At 65.4% G+C, this 16,037-nt stretch carries 18 protein-coding genes; 7 read left to right on the plus strand and 11 right to left on the minus strand.

Going from position 1 to position 16,037, the window contains the following annotated elements; genetic code table 11:
- Window positions 1–2 precede the first annotated feature (2 nt).
- Window positions 3–863 carry a metal ABC transporter permease gene (locus tag CH293_RS25125; protein WP_037112782.1) on the plus strand — a complete coding sequence of 287 codons (861 nt, stop codon included), beginning with the start codon at window positions 3–5 and terminating at the stop codon, window positions 861–863.
- 52 nt (window positions 864–915) lie between these two features.
- Window positions 916–1,626 (plus strand): metal-dependent transcriptional regulator, encoded by a 711-nt coding sequence (locus CH293_RS25130; protein ID WP_037112780.1) that lies wholly within the window; start codon window positions 916–918, stop codon window positions 1,624–1,626.
- A gap of 10 nt (window positions 1,627–1,636) precedes the next feature.
- Here CH293_RS25130 and truB read toward each other — a convergent pair whose 3' ends face one another.
- The 3 genes from truB to CH293_RS25145 are packed head-to-tail and all read right to left on the minus strand — an operon-like array spanning window position 1,637 to window position 4,172.
- Complete coding sequence (gene truB / locus CH293_RS25135) at window positions 1,637–2,563, minus strand: tRNA pseudouridine(55) synthase TruB (protein WP_037112778.1); 927 nt, start codon at window positions 2,561–2,563, stop codon at window positions 1,637–1,639.
- Between the two features lie 26 nt (window positions 2,564–2,589).
- Complete coding sequence (gene npt / locus CH293_RS25140; protein ID WP_037112775.1) at window positions 2,590–3,252, minus strand: 4'-phosphopantetheinyl transferase Npt; 663 nt, start codon at window positions 3,250–3,252, stop codon at window positions 2,590–2,592.
- Window positions 3,249–4,172, minus strand: coding sequence for a metallophosphoesterase (locus tag CH293_RS25145; protein WP_037113326.1), 924 nt, complete (start codon window positions 4,170–4,172; stop codon window positions 3,249–3,251). The genes npt and CH293_RS25145 overlap by 4 nt, the downstream gene beginning before the upstream one ends.
- A 162-nt stretch (window positions 4,173–4,334) precedes the next feature.
- On the opposite strand from CH293_RS25145, the gene CH293_RS25150 reads away from it, so the two are divergent.
- The 5 genes from CH293_RS25150 to CH293_RS25170 are packed head-to-tail and all read left to right on the plus strand — an operon-like array spanning window position 4,335 to window position 7,689.
- On the plus strand, window positions 4,335–4,514 hold the full coding sequence (locus tag CH293_RS25150) for a hypothetical protein (RefSeq protein ID WP_037112771.1): 180 nt from the start codon (window positions 4,335–4,337) through the stop codon (window positions 4,512–4,514).
- 42 nt (window positions 4,515–4,556) lie between these two features.
- Entirely contained in the window at window positions 4,557–4,955 is a 399-nt protein-coding gene (locus tag CH293_RS25155) for a molybdopterin-binding protein (RefSeq protein WP_020110257.1), read from the plus strand.
- Between the two features lie 28 nt (window positions 4,956–4,983).
- Entirely contained in the window at window positions 4,984–5,796 is an 813-nt protein-coding gene (gene modA, locus CH293_RS25160) for a molybdate ABC transporter substrate-binding protein (RefSeq protein ID WP_094721787.1), read from the plus strand.
- Window positions 5,793–6,602 carry an ABC transporter permease gene (locus CH293_RS25165; protein WP_037112769.1) on the plus strand — a complete coding sequence of 270 codons (810 nt, stop codon included), beginning with the start codon at window positions 5,793–5,795 and terminating at the stop codon, window positions 6,600–6,602. Before modA ends, CH293_RS25165 begins: the two co-directional genes overlap by 4 nt.
- A gap of 13 nt (window positions 6,603–6,615) precedes the next feature.
- Window positions 6,616–7,689, plus strand: coding sequence for a sulfate/molybdate ABC transporter ATP-binding protein (locus CH293_RS25170; RefSeq protein ID WP_217900787.1), 1,074 nt, complete (start codon window positions 6,616–6,618; stop codon window positions 7,687–7,689).
- Here CH293_RS25170 and CH293_RS25175 read toward each other — a convergent pair.
- The 8 genes from CH293_RS25175 to rimP all read right to left on the minus strand — a co-directional run bounded on the left by CH293_RS25175 (window position 7,671) and on the right by rimP (window position 15,991).
- On the minus strand, window positions 7,671–9,020 hold the full coding sequence (locus tag CH293_RS25175) for an MATE family efflux transporter (RefSeq protein ID WP_037112766.1): 1,350 nt from the start codon (window positions 9,018–9,020) through the stop codon (window positions 7,671–7,673). The genes CH293_RS25170 and CH293_RS25175 overlap by 19 nt on opposite strands.
- Window positions 9,007–9,936: a bifunctional oligoribonuclease/PAP phosphatase NrnA gene (locus CH293_RS25180; RefSeq protein WP_255122983.1), complete on the minus strand. Its 930-nt coding sequence runs from the start codon at window positions 9,934–9,936 to the stop codon at window positions 9,007–9,009. The genes CH293_RS25175 and CH293_RS25180 overlap by 14 nt, the downstream gene beginning before the upstream one ends.
- 62 nt (window positions 9,937–9,998) lie before the next feature.
- Window positions 9,999–10,463: a 30S ribosome-binding factor RbfA gene (gene rbfA, locus CH293_RS25185; RefSeq protein WP_037113323.1), complete on the minus strand. Its 465-nt coding sequence runs from the start codon at window positions 10,461–10,463 to the stop codon at window positions 9,999–10,001.
- Window positions 10,464–10,495: 32 nt separating this feature from the next.
- The gene (locus tag CH293_RS25190) at window positions 10,496–10,786 is read right to left on the minus strand and encodes a DUF503 domain-containing protein (protein ID WP_019664192.1); all 291 of its coding nucleotides are present in this window, start codon (window positions 10,784–10,786) and stop codon (window positions 10,496–10,498) included.
- A gap of 125 nt (window positions 10,787–10,911) precedes the next feature.
- On the minus strand, window positions 10,912–13,833 hold the full coding sequence (gene infB / locus CH293_RS25195; RefSeq protein ID WP_094721790.1) for a translation initiation factor IF-2: 2,922 nt from the start codon (window positions 13,831–13,833) through the stop codon (window positions 10,912–10,914).
- Between the two features lie 154 nt (window positions 13,834–13,987).
- Window positions 13,988–14,296, minus strand: coding sequence for a YlxR family protein (locus CH293_RS25200; RefSeq protein WP_037111504.1), 309 nt, complete (start codon window positions 14,294–14,296; stop codon window positions 13,988–13,990).
- 112 nt (window positions 14,297–14,408) lie between these two features.
- Entirely contained in the window at window positions 14,409–15,419 is a 1,011-nt protein-coding gene (nusA, locus tag CH293_RS25205) for a transcription termination factor NusA (protein WP_037111503.1), read from the minus strand.
- Window positions 15,416–15,991: a ribosome maturation factor RimP gene (gene rimP / locus CH293_RS25210; RefSeq protein WP_176460120.1), complete on the minus strand. Its 576-nt coding sequence runs from the start codon at window positions 15,989–15,991 to the stop codon at window positions 15,416–15,418. The genes nusA and rimP overlap by 4 nt, the downstream gene beginning before the upstream one ends.
- Between the last annotated feature and the right edge of the window lie 46 nt (window positions 15,992–16,037).

Here is a 16,037-nt window from a genome sequence, read left to right on the forward strand (position 1 = left end):
CCATGGTTCTCGTCGACATCATCGTCGAACCTCTCCAGTACACCTTCATCCAGCGTGCACTGCTGGTGACGGTCGTCGCATCGATCGTGTGCGCGGTTCTGAGCTGCTGGCTCGTGCTGATCGGATGGTCGCTCATGGGCGACGCCGTCTCGCACGCCGTCCTTCCCGGCGTCGCTCTGTCCTACCTGCTCGGTGCACCGTTCGCGATCGGCGCACTCCTGTTCGCTCTGATCGCCGTCGGGGCGATCGGCGTCGTCCGCAACACCACCCTGGTGAAAGAGGACGCAGCCATCGGGGTGGTGTTCACCACTCTGTTCGCGCTCGGTGTGGTGCTGATCTCGAAGTTTCCGAGCCAGATCGACCTCAATCACATTCTGTTCGGCAATCTCCTCGGAGTGTCCCGCGGCGACATGTGGCAAGTGATCGTGCTCGGCGGTCTCGCGTTCGTCGTCATGGTCGCCAAGCGCCGCGACTTCACGCTGTTCGCGTTCGACCGCACGCAGGCTCAGGCCGTCGGAATCTCCCCGACCGTGCTCTCGGGTCTGATGTTGACGCTGCTCGCCCTCACCACCGTCGTCGCGCTTCAGGCCGTCGGAGTGATCCTCGTGGTCGCGATGCTCATCACGCCGGGCGCCACCGCGTACCTGCTGACGGATCGATTCGGGCGGATGCTCGTACTTGCGCCGACCATCGGAGTCGGCTGCGCCGTGGTGGGCATCTACGTCAGCTTCTACCTCGACGTGTCCTCGGGCGGCATGGTCGTGCTGGCGCAGGGACTGGTGTTCCTGCTCGCGTATCTGTTCAGCCCGAGTCAGGGGCTGGTCACTCGCGCAGTCCGCAGGCGCACGGAGGTCGCGGCCTGAACGCGCCGGTGGCAACGTGTCATTTCCGAGTGGATTGCCTAAGCTCGCTTTCGTGGCGGAAAGAACCGGTGAACCTGTCGCGGCCGAAGACGTGCAACTGTCGGCCGTCGCACAGGACTATCTGAAGGTCATCTGGACAGCCAGCGAGTGGAGCGAGGACTCGGTCAGCACCAAGATGCTGTCCGAACGCATCGGAGTGTCCGCATCCACGGTGTCCGAGGCAATCCGCAAGCTGGCCGACCAGGGCATGGTCGACCACGCGCGCTACGGCGCTATCTCGTTGACCGAACGCGGACGCACCGCGGCGATCGCGATGGTGCGGCGTCACCGACTGATCGAGACCTTCCTCGTTCGCGAACTCGGGTACGGATGGGACGAGGTGCACGACGAAGCCGAAATCCTCGAGCACGCGGTCTCGGATCTCATGATGGCGCGGATAGACGCCAAACTCGGCTTCCCCGAACGTGATCCGCACGGTGACCCGATCCCGTCCGTCGACGGCGACATCGCATCACCGGAAGCAACGCGCCTGAGCGACTACGTCGACGGACAGTGCGGTCGCGTTGCCCGCATCTCGGATTCCGATCCTGCGATGCTTCGGTACTTCGACTCCGTCGGTATCACCCTCGACCTGTCCATCACCGTCGTCGAGCGCCGTGACTTCGCCGGAACGGTTGCCATCGAACTCGGCAAGACCGAGAACGCGGGCCCCATCGACCTCGGCCAACGGGCCGCCGAAGCGATCTGGATGATCCCGGCCTGACAGCAGCGGCCTACAGGCCGCGCAAAGTTGCCGGCCTCACGACCATCACCGAACTTGCGCGCTTACCCTTCTCCTGCAACAGGGCGATCGTGTGACCGGTCGGATCGATCGCCGCGTACACCCCCGGTAACCCGATCGGATCGAGCCAACGTCCCTGGCTGATCGATTCTGCTTCCTCCGCACTGATCTCACGGTGCGCAAACGCCGTCCTCGCGGCCTCGTCGATATCCAGGCTGACCGACGGTGATTCGGCAAGGTCCTCCAGCGTGCGCGCATGTTCGAGAGTGAAGGGACCGACCCTCGTGCGGCGCAGCACCGTCAGGTGGCCTCCCACCCCCAGCGCATCACCGAGATCACGCGCCAGAGCACGGACGTACGTTCCGGACGAACAGTCGACCTCGACGTCGAGGTCGACGAAACCGCTACCCTGCACGTCCTGTCGGCCGACGACATCGAACCTCGTCACCGTCACTCGCCGCGGGGGAATCGTGAAGTCCTCGCCGGCTCTCACCAACTTGTGCGCGCGCTGACCGTCGACCTTGATGGCGCTGACGCTGGACGGGACCTGATCGATCTCACCGGTCAACGCGGCCACGTGCCGCGCGACCGCCTCGTTCGTCACTGCCGACGCGTCGACGTCGAGGACAGTGTCACCTTCGGCGTCATCGGTGGTCGTGGTCCGCCCGAGCCGGATGGTCGCGGTGTAGGCCTTGGTCGTCAGCGCCAACAGACCGAGCATCTTCGTCGCCCGTTCGATACCCAACACGAGCACTCCGGTAGCCATCGGGTCCAAGGTCCCCGCATGCCCGACCTTACGAGTGTTCAGCAACTTCCGGCACGACGCCACCACGTCGTGACTCGTCACCCCGGCTCCCTTGTCGACGATCAACAACCCGGCGCCGACGAGGCCGGACGACAACTTTCCACGTGCAGACACGGGAGTTCATTCTGCCAGGAGGCAGGTCACGTCACTGCAATCGCCGTGACGATCAGTCCGTCGGACACGAGCCATTTGCCGTCGAACGAGCTCAACGGTGGTCCACTGATCGTGGCGCCCGGCACCAGAAGTGTCGAATGGAACGTTCCGGACAGGTCGTTTCCCGTACCCGTTCGCTCGAACGTGATGTGTGCGTCCTCGAATCCGAGCCACCGACCCGTCAGCGGCTCCCACGCTTTGTAGGTGGCTTCCTTGGCGCAGAACAGAAGCCGATCCCAGTGCAAACTCGAGTCCGCCCCCGACAGCCACTCGCGTTCCTTGTCGAGGCTCACGGCGTCGAGAACCCCGTCGGGGAGAGGGCCGTGAGGTTCGGCGTCGATACCCACCGAGCGGATCTGCATGGCGTGTGCCAGGACGGCACCTCGATACCCGTCGCAGTGCGTCAGCGAGCCGACGACACCCTTGGGCCACTGCGGCGCGCCGGACTTTCCGCGCAGGATCGGAGCAGGCTCGACACCGAGCTTGTCCATCGCGACTCGAGCGCAGTGACGGGCCGACGTGAATTCACGCTTGCGCTTGTCCACCGCCTTCGCCACGAGCGGCGCCTCGAGCGGATGCGGTTGCAAGCCGGGCGGATCGTCGAAGAGTTCTGCGGCCACGACACCGTTGGGCAGGATCGACTCGATCACTTGTTCGCCCTCATCTTCTCTACTTCCGCCTCCATCTCGGGAGTGACCGTGAAGTGGCCGCCCCATTTGTTCAGCGTGCCCTCGGGGTACTCGGGAACCGGGAGAATCTGACGCAGCACGTTCGCAGGCAGACCACGTCGCTGCCACTCACGCGGGTAGCCCACGGACACCTCCTCGAACCGCACCCCGTCGTAATACGTCGTCCGCGGAATGTGCAGATGCCCGTACACCGAGCAAATTGCGTTGTATCTAGTGTGCCAATCCGCGGTCAGCGTCGAGCCGCACCACAGTGCGAACTCCGGATAGAACAGAACGTCGGTCGGCTGCCGAACCATCGGGAAGTGATTGATCAGAACCGTGGGAACAGAAGTGTCGAGTGCATCGAGTCGTGTACGAGTGCTGTCGATTCGAGCCCGGCACCAGGCATCTCTGGTGGCGTACGGCTGGGGCGAGAGAAGGAACTCGTCGGTCGCGACGACGTTCTTGTCCCGCGCGATCTTCAGTCCGTGCTCTTTGTCGATCGCACCTCGCGGCAGAAACGAGTAGTCGTAGAGGAGGAACATCGGAACCAACGTCGCCGGTCCTCCTTCGCCCTCCCACACCGGATACGGATCCTCCGGTGTCACGACGCCGATCTCGCGGCACAGGTTCACCAGGTACTCGTAGCGCGCAACGCCATGGATCTGAACCGGATCCTTGGCCGTGGTCCACAACTCGTGATTGCCCGGCACCCAGATCACCTCGGCGAACCTGCTGCGCAGCAGTTCCAGTGCCCATTTGATGTCGTCCGTCTTCTCGGAGACGTCACCGGCGACGATGAGCCAATCCTCGGGAGACTCGGGATGAATGTCCTCGGTGACCGGCCGATTACCTCGGTGGCCGACGTGGATGTCGCTGACTGCCCAGAGCTTGGCTGTCACAGGCCAGAAGTCCTTCCGATCACGGGTGTGGGTGCGTCCTCGATCCAGTACCAACGCCTGGTCGACCCCTGCCATTCCTGATTGTCCCCTGCCACTACCGGCGATGCGTGGTCGGCCCACGGCTTCGTCCGGATACGAGGACCGGATGCGAGAATTGAACACATGGGAAACAAGAGCGCGCTCCGGGCGGGTCTGATTCTGTCGGTCATGGCCGCGTTCCTCGCCGGGATCGCCTCCGACAACTTCGTGACGGGGTTCGCGATCACCGCGGCCGTCTGTGTCGTCGCGTTGCTCGCGGCACATTTCGCCGCGCAGAGGGTGATCTCCCGACGAAACCGATGATCGACGCATTACATCCGCATCTGCTGGTCTAGAGTCTCCCTTATGCCGCAATCACGGATTCGCGTCCGCGACGCCGCCGCACTGCTCGGCGTGAGCGACGACACGGTGCGCCGATGGATCGACAGCGGAGCCCTACCCGCAGGCAAGGACGAGGCGGGCCGAAAGGTCGTCGACGGCGCCGTGCTCGCCACGTTCGCCAGAGATCACGCGTCGCCGCCGCCGGACCCGACGGGCACCGAGAGTTCGGCGCGGAACCGGTTGGTCGGACTCGTCACCAAGGTCACCTCCGACACCGTGATGAGCGAAGTGGAAATGCAGTGCGGACCGTTCACCGTCGTCTCGCTGATGAGCACGGAATCGGTACGCACACTGGGGCTCGAACCGGGGAAGATCTCCGTCGCCGTCGTGAAGGCAACCACTGTCATCGTCGAAGCGCCCTGAACGGGCCATTTCTCGTGGAGGAAATCCATTGAAACGATCACTCGTCACCACCCTCGTCGCACTCGGATCGTGCGCCACACTTCTGTCCGCATGCTCGAATGCCGACGATTCCGCAGAGCCGACCGAGTCCGCCAGCGCGTCCGAATCGTCGTCGGGATCGGACGTCACCGGTGACATCACCGTGTTCGCTGCCGCCTCACTGAAGGCGACGTTCACCGAGCTCGGTGAGACGTTCGAGGCCGAGAACCCCGGAGCGACCGTCGAATTCAATTTCGCCGGATCCTCCGACCTGGTGAACCAAATCGCTCAGGGCGCACCCGCCGACGTCTTCGCCTCGGCCGACACCAACAACATGACGAAGGCGGTGGAAGGGGATCTCGTCGACGGCGACCCGGTGAACTTCGCCACGAACACGCTCACCATCGTCACCGCTCCGGGCAACCCCGAGAACGTGACGTCGTTCGCGGACCTCGCGAACCCGGACATTCTGACCGTCGTCTGCGCACCCCAGGTTCCGTGCGGAAGTGCCACCCAGAAGGTCGAGGACGCCACCGGAACCACGATCCCGGCGGTCAGTGAGGAGTCCGCCGTCACCGACGTGCTCGGTAAAGTCATATCGGGTCAGGCCGACGCGGGCCTGGTCTACGTCACGGACGCCGCGGGCGCCGGTGACCAGATCACCGCAATCGAGTTCCCGGAGGCGTCGGATGCCGTCAACACCTACCCGATCGTGGTGCTGAAGAACAGCGACAACTCAGCTACTGCAGCCGCCTTCGAAGCACTCGTCACCGGCGACGAAGGCCGAAAAGTACTGGCAGAGGCAGGATTCGCCGCACCGTGATCTTCACCCGCGGCGGGAACGACGTCCGACTCGACCTACCGGGCTGGATCTTCGTCCCCGCGGCAGTCGGCGCAGTGTTCGTCGTCCTTCCACTCGTCGCGATCCTCCTCAGGATCGACTGGGCCGACTTCGTTCCGCTCGTCACGTCGGAGTCGTCCCGGACGGCCCTGATGCTCAGCCTGAAGACCGCCGCGATCAGCACGATGCTGTGTGTCGTGTTCGGAGTCCCGATGGCTCTCGTTCTCGCCCGCACGGAGTTTCCCGGTCTGTCCGCTCTTCGTGCGCTGGTCCTGCTCCCCCTCGTGCTGCCACCCGTCGTCGGCGGAATCGCCCTGCTCTACACATTCGGTCGACTCGGGTTGATCGGCGAACATCTCGAAGCATGGGGAATCTCGATCGCCTTCTCGACGACGGCAGTGGTCCTGGCACAGACGTTCGTGTCGCTCCCCTTCCTCGTGGTGAGCCTAGAAGGGGCACTGCGGACTTCGGGCCGCGACTACGAAACGGTGGCCGCCACTCTCGGCGCGAAGCCCACCACAGTGCTGCGCCGGGTCACCGTTCCGTTGGTGTTGCCCGGCCTCGTGTCCGGGGCGGTTCTCGCATTCGCCCGTGCCCTCGGTGAATTCGGTGCCACGCTGACGTTCGCGGGATCGCTGGAAGGTAAAACGAGGACGCTGCCACTGGAGATCTACCTCCAGCGTGAAACCGATGCCGACGCTGCCGTCGCACTGTCACTGCTGCTGATCGTGGTCGCAGCCGTCATCGTCGTCGCAGCACGTGGCCGCCGTGTCGCCGGTGCGTTGTGAGGGGGCCTGTGCCGTGAGTTCGATACACCTGAGCGCCGAAGTCGCCGCCCGCGGCGTGGACATGCAGTTCGACGCCGACGACGGCGAGACGGTCGCAGTCCTCGGACCGAACGGGTCAGGCAAGTCCACCTTGCTCTCGCTGATAGCAGGCCTGCTCAGACCTGATACGGGACGTGTCGTGCTCGGGTCGGACGTCGTGACCGACACCAGCACAGGGACATTCGTCCCCGCCCATGCACGAGGCGTGGCAAGCCTCACGCAGAGGGCACTGCTGTTCCCGCATCTGTCGGTCGAGGCCAACGTCGCGTTCGCGCCGCGCAGCCGAGGAGTCGCACGACGTCGGGCGCGTACGACAGCCCGTACTTGGCTCGGCGCGGTCGACGCTCTCGAGCTCGCCGACCGCCCACCGAGAGGGCTCTCGGGCGGTCAAGCTCAGCGAGTCGCCATCGCGCGAGCGCTCGCGGCCGACCCTCGGGTTCTTCTTCTCGACGAGCCGATGGCCGCCCTCGACATCGACACCGCACCTGCGGTGCGCCGCCTGCTTCGCACCGTCCTGCGCGAGCAGCGACGCACCGCCGTCGTGGTGACACACGACCTACTCGACGCACTGGCACTCGCGGACACCGTCGTCGTCGTCGAGAAGGGAAGCATCGTCGAGCGGGGCCCGACGACCGAGGTACTCACCGCGCCTCGCAGCGCATTCGCCGCCAAGATAGCCGGGGTGAACCTCGTCGCCGGGACCGCGGACAGCACAGGCTCGCTGACGACCGCCTGGGGTTCGACGGTCCACGGTCACGGGGAGTCCGTGGCCGGCGGTGCCGTCGCCGTGTTCGCGCCGTCCTCGGTCGCCGTCCACATCGAGGCCCCGCATGCAAGTCCGCGCAACGTCCTTCCGGTGACGATCGCCGAGATGGACGTCCACGGCGCCACCGTTCGACTACGTGCGGCCAAGCATCCGGACGGCAGCCCCGGAATCGCCGCGGACGTGACGCCTGCCGCCGTCGCGGAGCTGCACCTCGAACCAGGGATGGACGTGTTCTTCGTCGTCAAGAGCCAGGAAGTGACGATTCATCCGGCCTCGCGCTGAATGTCGGCGCCGACCAGTGCCCACTTGCCGGACAGGGTCCTCACCACGACCGCGATCATGCGCAGGGTGACGAACACGCCGAGCCCGAACCAGATTCCGCGCAGTCCCCAGTCGAAAGCCAGGGCCATCCAGATCGCGGGTAGGAATCCGATCAGAGCGCACGCCAACGTGGCCGTGCGGAGAAATGCTGCGTCGCCTGCGCCGAGGAGCACCCCATCGAGGGCGAACACCACACCGGCGATCGGAACGATGACGACGAAGATCCACCAGATCGAGTGCATCTCGGCCACGACGCTGCCGTCGGTGGTGAACAGAGCCGGTATCACCGGACGGCCTACCGCGAACACGGCCGCGAGGACTGCCGCGAAAATCGTGGACCACACCGTCAGTCGCCATCCGAGGCGGGTAGCACCGCGCACGTCCCCTCTACCGAGCGCCGCGCCCACCAAGGTCTGTGCGGCGATGGCGAGAGAGTCGAGCGTGAGGGACACCAGGTTCCACATGTGCAGAACAACCTGATTGGCGGCGACCGACGCGGCACCGAATCTCGACGCCACGGCCGCCGCCGACAGGAAGCACGCTTGAAATGCCAGGCTGCGGAGGACGAGGTCGCGACCCAGTACCAACTGTGCGCGCATGATCGACCACGACGGTCGCAGCGGCACGCCGGAACGCATCACCGCGGCCACGAAGAACGCGCCCGACACAGCCTGGCCGACGACGTTTGCCACTGCGGACCCGACGAGGCCGAGATCTGGGAACCCCGCCAGTCCGTGCACCAACGGTGGGCACAACACAGCGGACAGGCCGAGCCCGACCAGGACGAATCGGAGAGGTCTCACCGTGTTCTGGACACCACGCATCCACCCGTTCCCGGCAAGCGACACGAGAATGAACGGCACCCCGAGCACCGCGACGCGGAACCACTGCACTGCCTGGGCCGTGATGTCGCCGCCCCCGCCGATGACGGTGAGGATCGGTACGCACAGCACCTGCATGACGCCCACGATGACTGTTCCGAGTATCAGTGCGAGCCAGGTCGCCTGCGCGCCCTCGCCCACAGCGTCACGTTCGCGCCCCGCTCCGTGCATGCGGGCAGCGCGGGCAGTCGTGCCGTAGGACAGGAACGTCAATTGCGTACTGACCTGAGCCAGAACCAGGCCGCCGACCGCCAGACCCGCAAGTGCCGCTGCTCCGAGCCTGCCTACGACAGCCGCATCGAAGAGCAGGTACAACGGTTCCGCAGCGAGGACACCGAGCGCGGGAAGCGCAAGCCCGAGTATCCGGCGAGGTGACGCGTCCTGGGCGGCGTCGACGTCACCCGAGGGCATCTGTCAAAGTCTCGATCACGTCCGATTTCGAGCCGAAAGCAGTGAAGCCGGCAGCGTTGCGATGGCCACCGCCACCCAGGGTTGCCGCCACCGCGGACACGTCGACAGATGCCTTGGACCGGAGCGACACCGTCCATTCGTCACCCGCCTGTTGCTTCAGCACCGCCGCTACCTCCGCCTCCGTGGTGGTTCGGACGATGTCGATGACACTTTCGATCTCCTCGGACCGGAGCCCTTCGGAGTTCTCACGGAGGATCGCCGCATACACCAGGCCCCTACCGCCGACCGCGTCGGGCACCAGCGTCGCCGAACCGAGGACGGAACCGAGCATGGGCAGCCAACCGAAGGGATGACTGTCGAGAAGTTTGCGTGCGATGGCACCACCGTCGATACCGGTCGCGAGCAGGCGCTCGGCCAACAGATGCGAGCCGGGACGTACCCACCGAAACGAGCCTGTGTCGGTCACCAGGCCCGCGAACAGGCAGTGCGCCAACTCGGAATCGATGTCGACGTTCCAGAGATCGAGAAGGCGGGTGATGACGGCTGTCGTGGACTCGGCGTCCACGTCGACCACGTTCAGTGATCCGAATCGAGTGTTGGAACGGTGATGGTCGATCACCAGCGACGCGCGCGCCGAGTCGATCCGACTCGCCAAGCTGCCGAGACGCTCGCGGCTGCCCGCGTCGACCGTCACCACCAAATCCACCTGGGACCGGACTTCATCCGACGGGACGAGCAGCTCGCACCCGGGTAGCTCGTTCATCGACTCGGGAAGTGAGTCGGGGGCTGCGAACGACACCTGTACCGGGACACCTCGGCGGTGCAGGACGAGACCGAGGGCCAGGCCGCTCCCGATCGTGTCGGCGTCCGGGTGCACATGGCAGAGCACGGTCACGCTCTGCGCGGTGTCCAACATGGACACAGCCGAGGCGAGCTCGGTCTGCACCGACTCGATGTCGGGTGTCGTCGTCACGTCGATCAGTCCAGATCGCTGTTCGGGTCCGACGCTGCTTCACGTGGAGCCTTGTACGGGTCCGGGTCACCCGCCGGCTTGGCGGACGCCGCAACCCTGGCAACCTCGCTGTCCGCTTCGCGAGCGCGAGCGAGCAGCTCTTCCATGTGCCGGGCCGTGTCCGGAACGGTGTCCGTCACGAACGTCAAGGTGGGGGTGAACCGCACTCCAGTACCTGCGCCGACCTTCGACCGGAGAACCCCCTTCGCCTTCTCCAGACCGGCGGCTGCACCCTCGAGATCAGGTGCCGTGTCCAGGTCCTCACCCATCACGGTGTAGTAGATCGTCGCGTCGTGCAGGTCAGCCGTGACCTTGCAATCGGTGATGGTCACGAACGCCAACCGCGGGTCCTTGACCTCGTGGTCGATGGCCGTCGCAACGATGGCGGCAATTCGCTTGGAGAGCCGCCGAGCTCTCGCCTGATCCACCATGAACTCCACGCTCCTCACACACGGTGTCCGAGTCAGTCCTCGGGACCGAAAATTCTTCTTCTTACCGCCAACAATTCCAGATCATGACGCTCGGCGACGTGTCGCTCGCATTCGTCCAGCTTGTCGTGCAGACCGTCGACATCCGATCCGACCGCGGCTATGCCGAACAGCGAGCGCCGAAATCGGTCGCGCTCACCCGTCTCCGCCGCGGAAACACCGAACCGCTGCAGCTCCGAAAGAACCGGTTCCACGGTCGACCGCTTGTCGGCAAGTGAACGTATGTCCCCCAGCAGTACGTCCAGCTCCAGAGCACCCAGGTACACGAGGCCTTCCTTCGATCGGTTCGCGTGAGACGCTCCGGCGGCGGTACGTGTGCCGTACCGCCGCCGGAGCAGATCTCAATGCAGTGTCACTCCCCTACACACCACTGCCACCAGTGAGCACGTCACTAGTCGCGAGGCTTCTCACGAAGCTCGTACGCCTCGATGACATCTCCCACCTTGATGTCCGAGTACGTCACCGTGAGACCACATTCGTATCCCTCGCGCACCTCGACCGCGTCGTCCTTCTCGCGGCGAAGCGAGGAGATGGTGACGGTCTCGGCGACCACCGCGTTGTCACGAAGCAACCGAGCCTTGGCGTTGCGACGGATCGTACCGGAGGTGACGAGGCAACCTGCGATGTTTCCGACCTTGGAGGAACGGAACAGCGCACGGATTTCGGCCTGGCCCAGTGCCACCTCTTCGTAGATCGGCTTGAGCATGCCCTTGAGGGCCTTCTCGATCTCGTCGATCGCCTGGTAGATGACGGAGTAGTACCGAATGTCGACGCCCTCGCGGTTGGCCAGCTCGGTGGCCTTGCCCTCCGCACGAACGTTGAAGCCGATGATGATCGCGTTGGATGCCGACGCCAGGTTGACGTTGGTCTCCGTGACGCCACCGACACCGCGGTCGATGACCCGCAGTTCTACCTCGTCGTCGATCTCGATACCGAGGAGAGCCTCTTCGAGGGCCTCCACCGTTCCGGAGTTGTCACCCTTGAGGATCAGGTTGAGCTGCGAAGTCTCCTTCAGAGCTGCATCGAGATCATCGAGGCTGATGCGCTTGCGACTCTTCGCAGCGAGCGCGTTGCGCTTGCGTGCGTTGCGTCGATCGGCGATCTGACGGGCAATGCGGTCCTCGTCGACGACGAGGAGGTTGTCGCCTGCGCCGGGCACCGAGGTGAAGCCGACGACCTGAACCGGCCGCGACGGCAGTGCCTCGGTGACATCGGCACCGTGCTCGTCGACCATGCGACGAACACGTCCGTAGGCGTCACCCGCCACGATCGAGTCACCGACGCGGAGCGTTCCGCGCTGGATGAGCACGGTCGCCACCGGTCCACGGCCACGGTCGAGGTGTGCCTCGATGGCGACACCCTGAGCGTCCATGTCCGGGTTGGCCCGCAGGTCGAGGGCGGCATCCGCCGTCAACAGCACCGCTTCGAGGAGGGCATCGATGTTGGTGCCCTGCTTGGCGGAGATGTCGACGAACATGGTGTCGCCGCCGTACTCCTCGGCAACCAGTCCGTACTCGGTCAGCTGCTGCCGGATCTTGTCCGGGTTCGCGCCTTCCTTGTCGATCTTGTTGACCGCGACCACGATCGGTACATCCGCAGCCTGCGCGTGGTTGATGGCCTCGACCGTCTGCGGCATGACGCCGTCGTCGGCCGCGACGACCAGGATCGCGAGGTCGGTGGCCTTGGCACCACGAGCACGCATGGCCGTGAAGGCCTCGTGACCCGGGGTGTCGATGAACGTCACGAGACGCTCGTTGCCCTCGAGCTCGGTCAACACCTGGTAGGCACCGATGTGCTGCGTGATTCCGCCGGCTTCGCCCTCACGAACGGCCGTGTTACGGATCGAGTCGAGCAACCGGGTCTTACCGTGGTCGACGTGGCCCATGACGGTGACCACAGGAGGACGCTGTTCGAGGTCTTCCTCGCCACCCTCGTCCTCACCGTAGGTCAGGTCGAAACTGTCGAGCAGCTCGCGGTCCTCGTCCTCCGGGCTGACGACCTGAACCACGTAGTTCATCTCGCCGCCGAGCAGTTCCAGCGTCTCGTCGTTGACCGACTGAGTGGCCGTCACCATCTCGCCGAGGTTGAACAGAGCCTGCACGAGTGCCGCCGGGTTCGCGTCGATCTTCTCCGCGAAATCGGACAGCGACGCACCGCGGGCAAGGCGAATCGTTTCGCCGTTGCCGCGTGGCAGCCTGACGCCGCCGACGGCGGGCGCCTGCATGGAGTCGTATTCCTGCCTCTTCTGACGCTTCGACTTACGTCCACGCCGAGGAGCACCACCCGGACGCCCGAAGGCACCGGCTGCTGCACCGCGCTGGCCTGGACGACCGCCACCACCTGGGCGACCACGGAAACCGCCGGCGGGAGCTCCACCTGCAGGAGCACCACCGGGCGCGCCGGGTGCGCCGCCGCCGCGGTAGCCACCGCCACCACCCGGTCGACCACCTGGAGCGCCGCCTGGGCGGCCCGGGCGACCTGCTGCAGGTCCCGGACGTGCCGAACGAGTCGGCATCGCACCCGGGTTCGGGCGCGGAGGCATGGAACCGGGGCTCGGACGTGGGCCACCCTGGCCCGGAGCCGGACGAGGGCCGCCCTGGCCGGGTGCCGGACGGCTACCCGCCTGGGGCGCAGCCGGGCGAGGGCCACCCTGACCGGGTGCCGGACGACCGCCGCCGGGGCGAGGTCCGCCCGGTGCGGGGCGCGGAGCCGGACGCTCGGCCGGAGCCGACGAATACGGGTTGTTGCCGACCCGGGGCGCCTTGGGGCCAGGCTTCGGGCCGGGTGCGCCCGGTTTGGGGCCTGCGGGAGCCGCCGGCGCAGCAGACGCGGCGGGAGCCGCCGGTGCTGCGTTCTCGGTCGCCGGAGCCTGCGCCGCGGGGCGAGCAGGAGCCGGAGTGGGACGCGACGGCGCCGGAGCAGCCGGGCGTGCCGGAGCGGACGGCTGGGGTGCCGACTGCTGGGGTGCCGACTGCTGGGGGGTGCTCTCCTCGGTGGGAGCGGGAGCCGATGCCGCCGGAGCGGACGGGGCCGGAGCCGCCGGACGTGCCGCGGGCTTCGGGCCCGGACGGGGTCCTCCACCAGGCTTGGCGGACGGTGCCGGCTTGGGCGACCCGTTCGATGCGCCTGCGGCTGGAGCCGAGTCCGATGCTCCGGACGGGAAGGACTCACGAAGTCGACGCGCAACCGGCGCCTCGACGGTGGATGATGCTGACTTCACGAACTCGCCCTGCTCTTTGAGCCGTGCGAGTAGTTCCTTGCTGGTGACACCGAGTTCTTTGGCCAACTCGTGTACGCGGGCCTTGCCTGCCACTGCTCTCCTCACTGAGAGGCCGAGCGAGGCATGGTGCCCGCACGACCTCGGGTTATCTCCGATGGACGTTCATCGTTGGTGCTTCACGGTGTGCTCATCAGTGCTGTTGCCTGTTCTTCTCGACGGGTGTAGCTCTGCATTCACTGCTCTGCATTCACTGCTCTGTATTCGGAGCCACCGGTTCCTCGGTGTGGGCCTCTGCACCGTTTCCGATGAAGGCTTCCACCGCGGTCACGTCGACCACTCCTTGTACTCGTAGTGCTCTGCCGAATGCTCGGCGTCGTTCCGCATTGACCAGACATTCCGAGACGGGATGCAGCCAAGCGCCCCGACCTGGAAGCCTGCGGTGGACGTCCGGGACGATCACGGATTCCGAGGAATCCGAATCACCCGTCCGACCGACCACGACTCGCAGCAGATCGACTGCCGGAACCCGCTCCTTGCATCCGACACAGGTGCGCACCGGCAGACGTATAGGCGTCGAACCGGTGCTCCCATGACGGAAGGGCGTGGAGTTCAATTCCGAACCACCGACTACTCTACCGCTGTATTGCCCCGAACCCCGCATTCTGTCTTTACCCGCTGGTCGCCTCGGGTGCCACGGCCGCGTCGCTGCGGATATCGATTCTCCATCCGGTCAGACGGGCAGCCAATCGAGCGTTCTGCCCTTCCTTGCCGATCGCCAGAGACAACTGGTAATCGGGGACGATGACACGCGCGGCACGAGCGGCGGCGTCGACCACCGTCACCGACACAACCTTCGACGGCGACAGAGCATTCCCGACGAAGCGAGCGGGGTCCTCGTCGAAGTCGATGATGTCGATCTTCTCCCCCGCAAGTTCGCTCATGACGTTGCGCACACGCTGGCCCATCGGACCGATGCACGCGCCCTTAGCGTTGAGGCCGGACACCGTGGAGGTCACCGCGATCTTCGACCGGTGACCGGACTCTCGGGCAACGGCGATGATCTCGACGGAACCGTCCGCGATCTCGGGCACCTCGAGGGCGAACAGCTTGCGTACGAGGTTCGGGTGGGTTCTCGACAACGTGATCTGAGGTCCACGGTTTCCGCGGGCGACACCCACGACGTAGCACTTGATGCGTTCACCGTGCTCGTACGACTCGCCCGGAACCTGCTCGGCAGGAGGCAACAAGCCATCGGCGCCGTTGGCGTCGCTTCCGATCCGTACGATCACGGTGCCTTTCGCGTTCGCGCGGGTGTCTCGCTGGATGACGCCGCCGACGATCTCGCCTTCGTGGGTCGAGTATTCTCCGAACGAACGCTCGTGCTCGGCGTCACGCAGACGCTGCAGAATGACCTGGCGAGCAGTGGTCGCTGCGATACGGCCGAAGCCTTCAGGAGTGTCGTCCCACTCCGAGATCGTGTTCCCGTCCTCGTCGATCTCCTTGGCCATGACCTTGACCGAGCCACTCTTGCGGTCGACGTCGATCCATGCGTGCTGCTGGTGACCTTCCGTGTGGCGGTATGCGGTCAACAGAGCGGTCTGGATAGTCGAGATGACCGTCTCGATCGAAATTCCCTTGTCCGCCTCGATGGCGCGCAGCGCAGCAATGTCGATATTCACTTGTCGGACCCTTCTTCCGGTTCTTCCACGTTCACGGTGTTCTCGGCGTCGGCCGGCGCAGGCCGCCCGTCCACGACGCCGCCCGCCAGTTCCATCTCCTCGGACTTCGGCCGCGAGAATTCCACCTGCACAACTGCTTTGACGACGTCCGTCAACGCCACCCGGCGTGTCGAGAGAACACCCTTCGTCTTCGTCACAACCGTCACGACGCCCGAGTCGAGTGCGCCGATCCTGCCGTCGAACTTCTCGTCCGCCAATTCGATCCGCACCGCTCGACCCCGTGCCCGACGCCAATGCCGTTCGAGCGTCAGAGGTCGGTCGATTCCGGGAGTGGTGACTTCGAGCGTGTACGGCGCCTCCCCGAAGTCCGACACCCCGTCGAACACGTCGGAGATCTCTCGGCTGAGCGACGGCAGGGTGTCCAGATCGATTCCCTGTTCACGGTCGACCATGATCCGAACGGCACTGTGCTTGCCGGCTGCAACGACGGTGACGTCCTCGAGGTCGAAACCGTGTGCGTCGATCAGGTCGGACAGGAGCTCGACGACCCTCTCCTTGGACGGAACAGGCATCGTGGTGTGCACTCCTCGTGAAGTTGTGGGCGGATCGGTTCCTCAG

It is taken from the genome of Rhodococcus sp. 14-2470-1b (genome assembly GCF_002259415.1).
Taxonomy (GTDB): domain Bacteria; phylum Actinomycetota; class Actinomycetes; order Mycobacteriales; family Mycobacteriaceae; genus Rhodococcoides.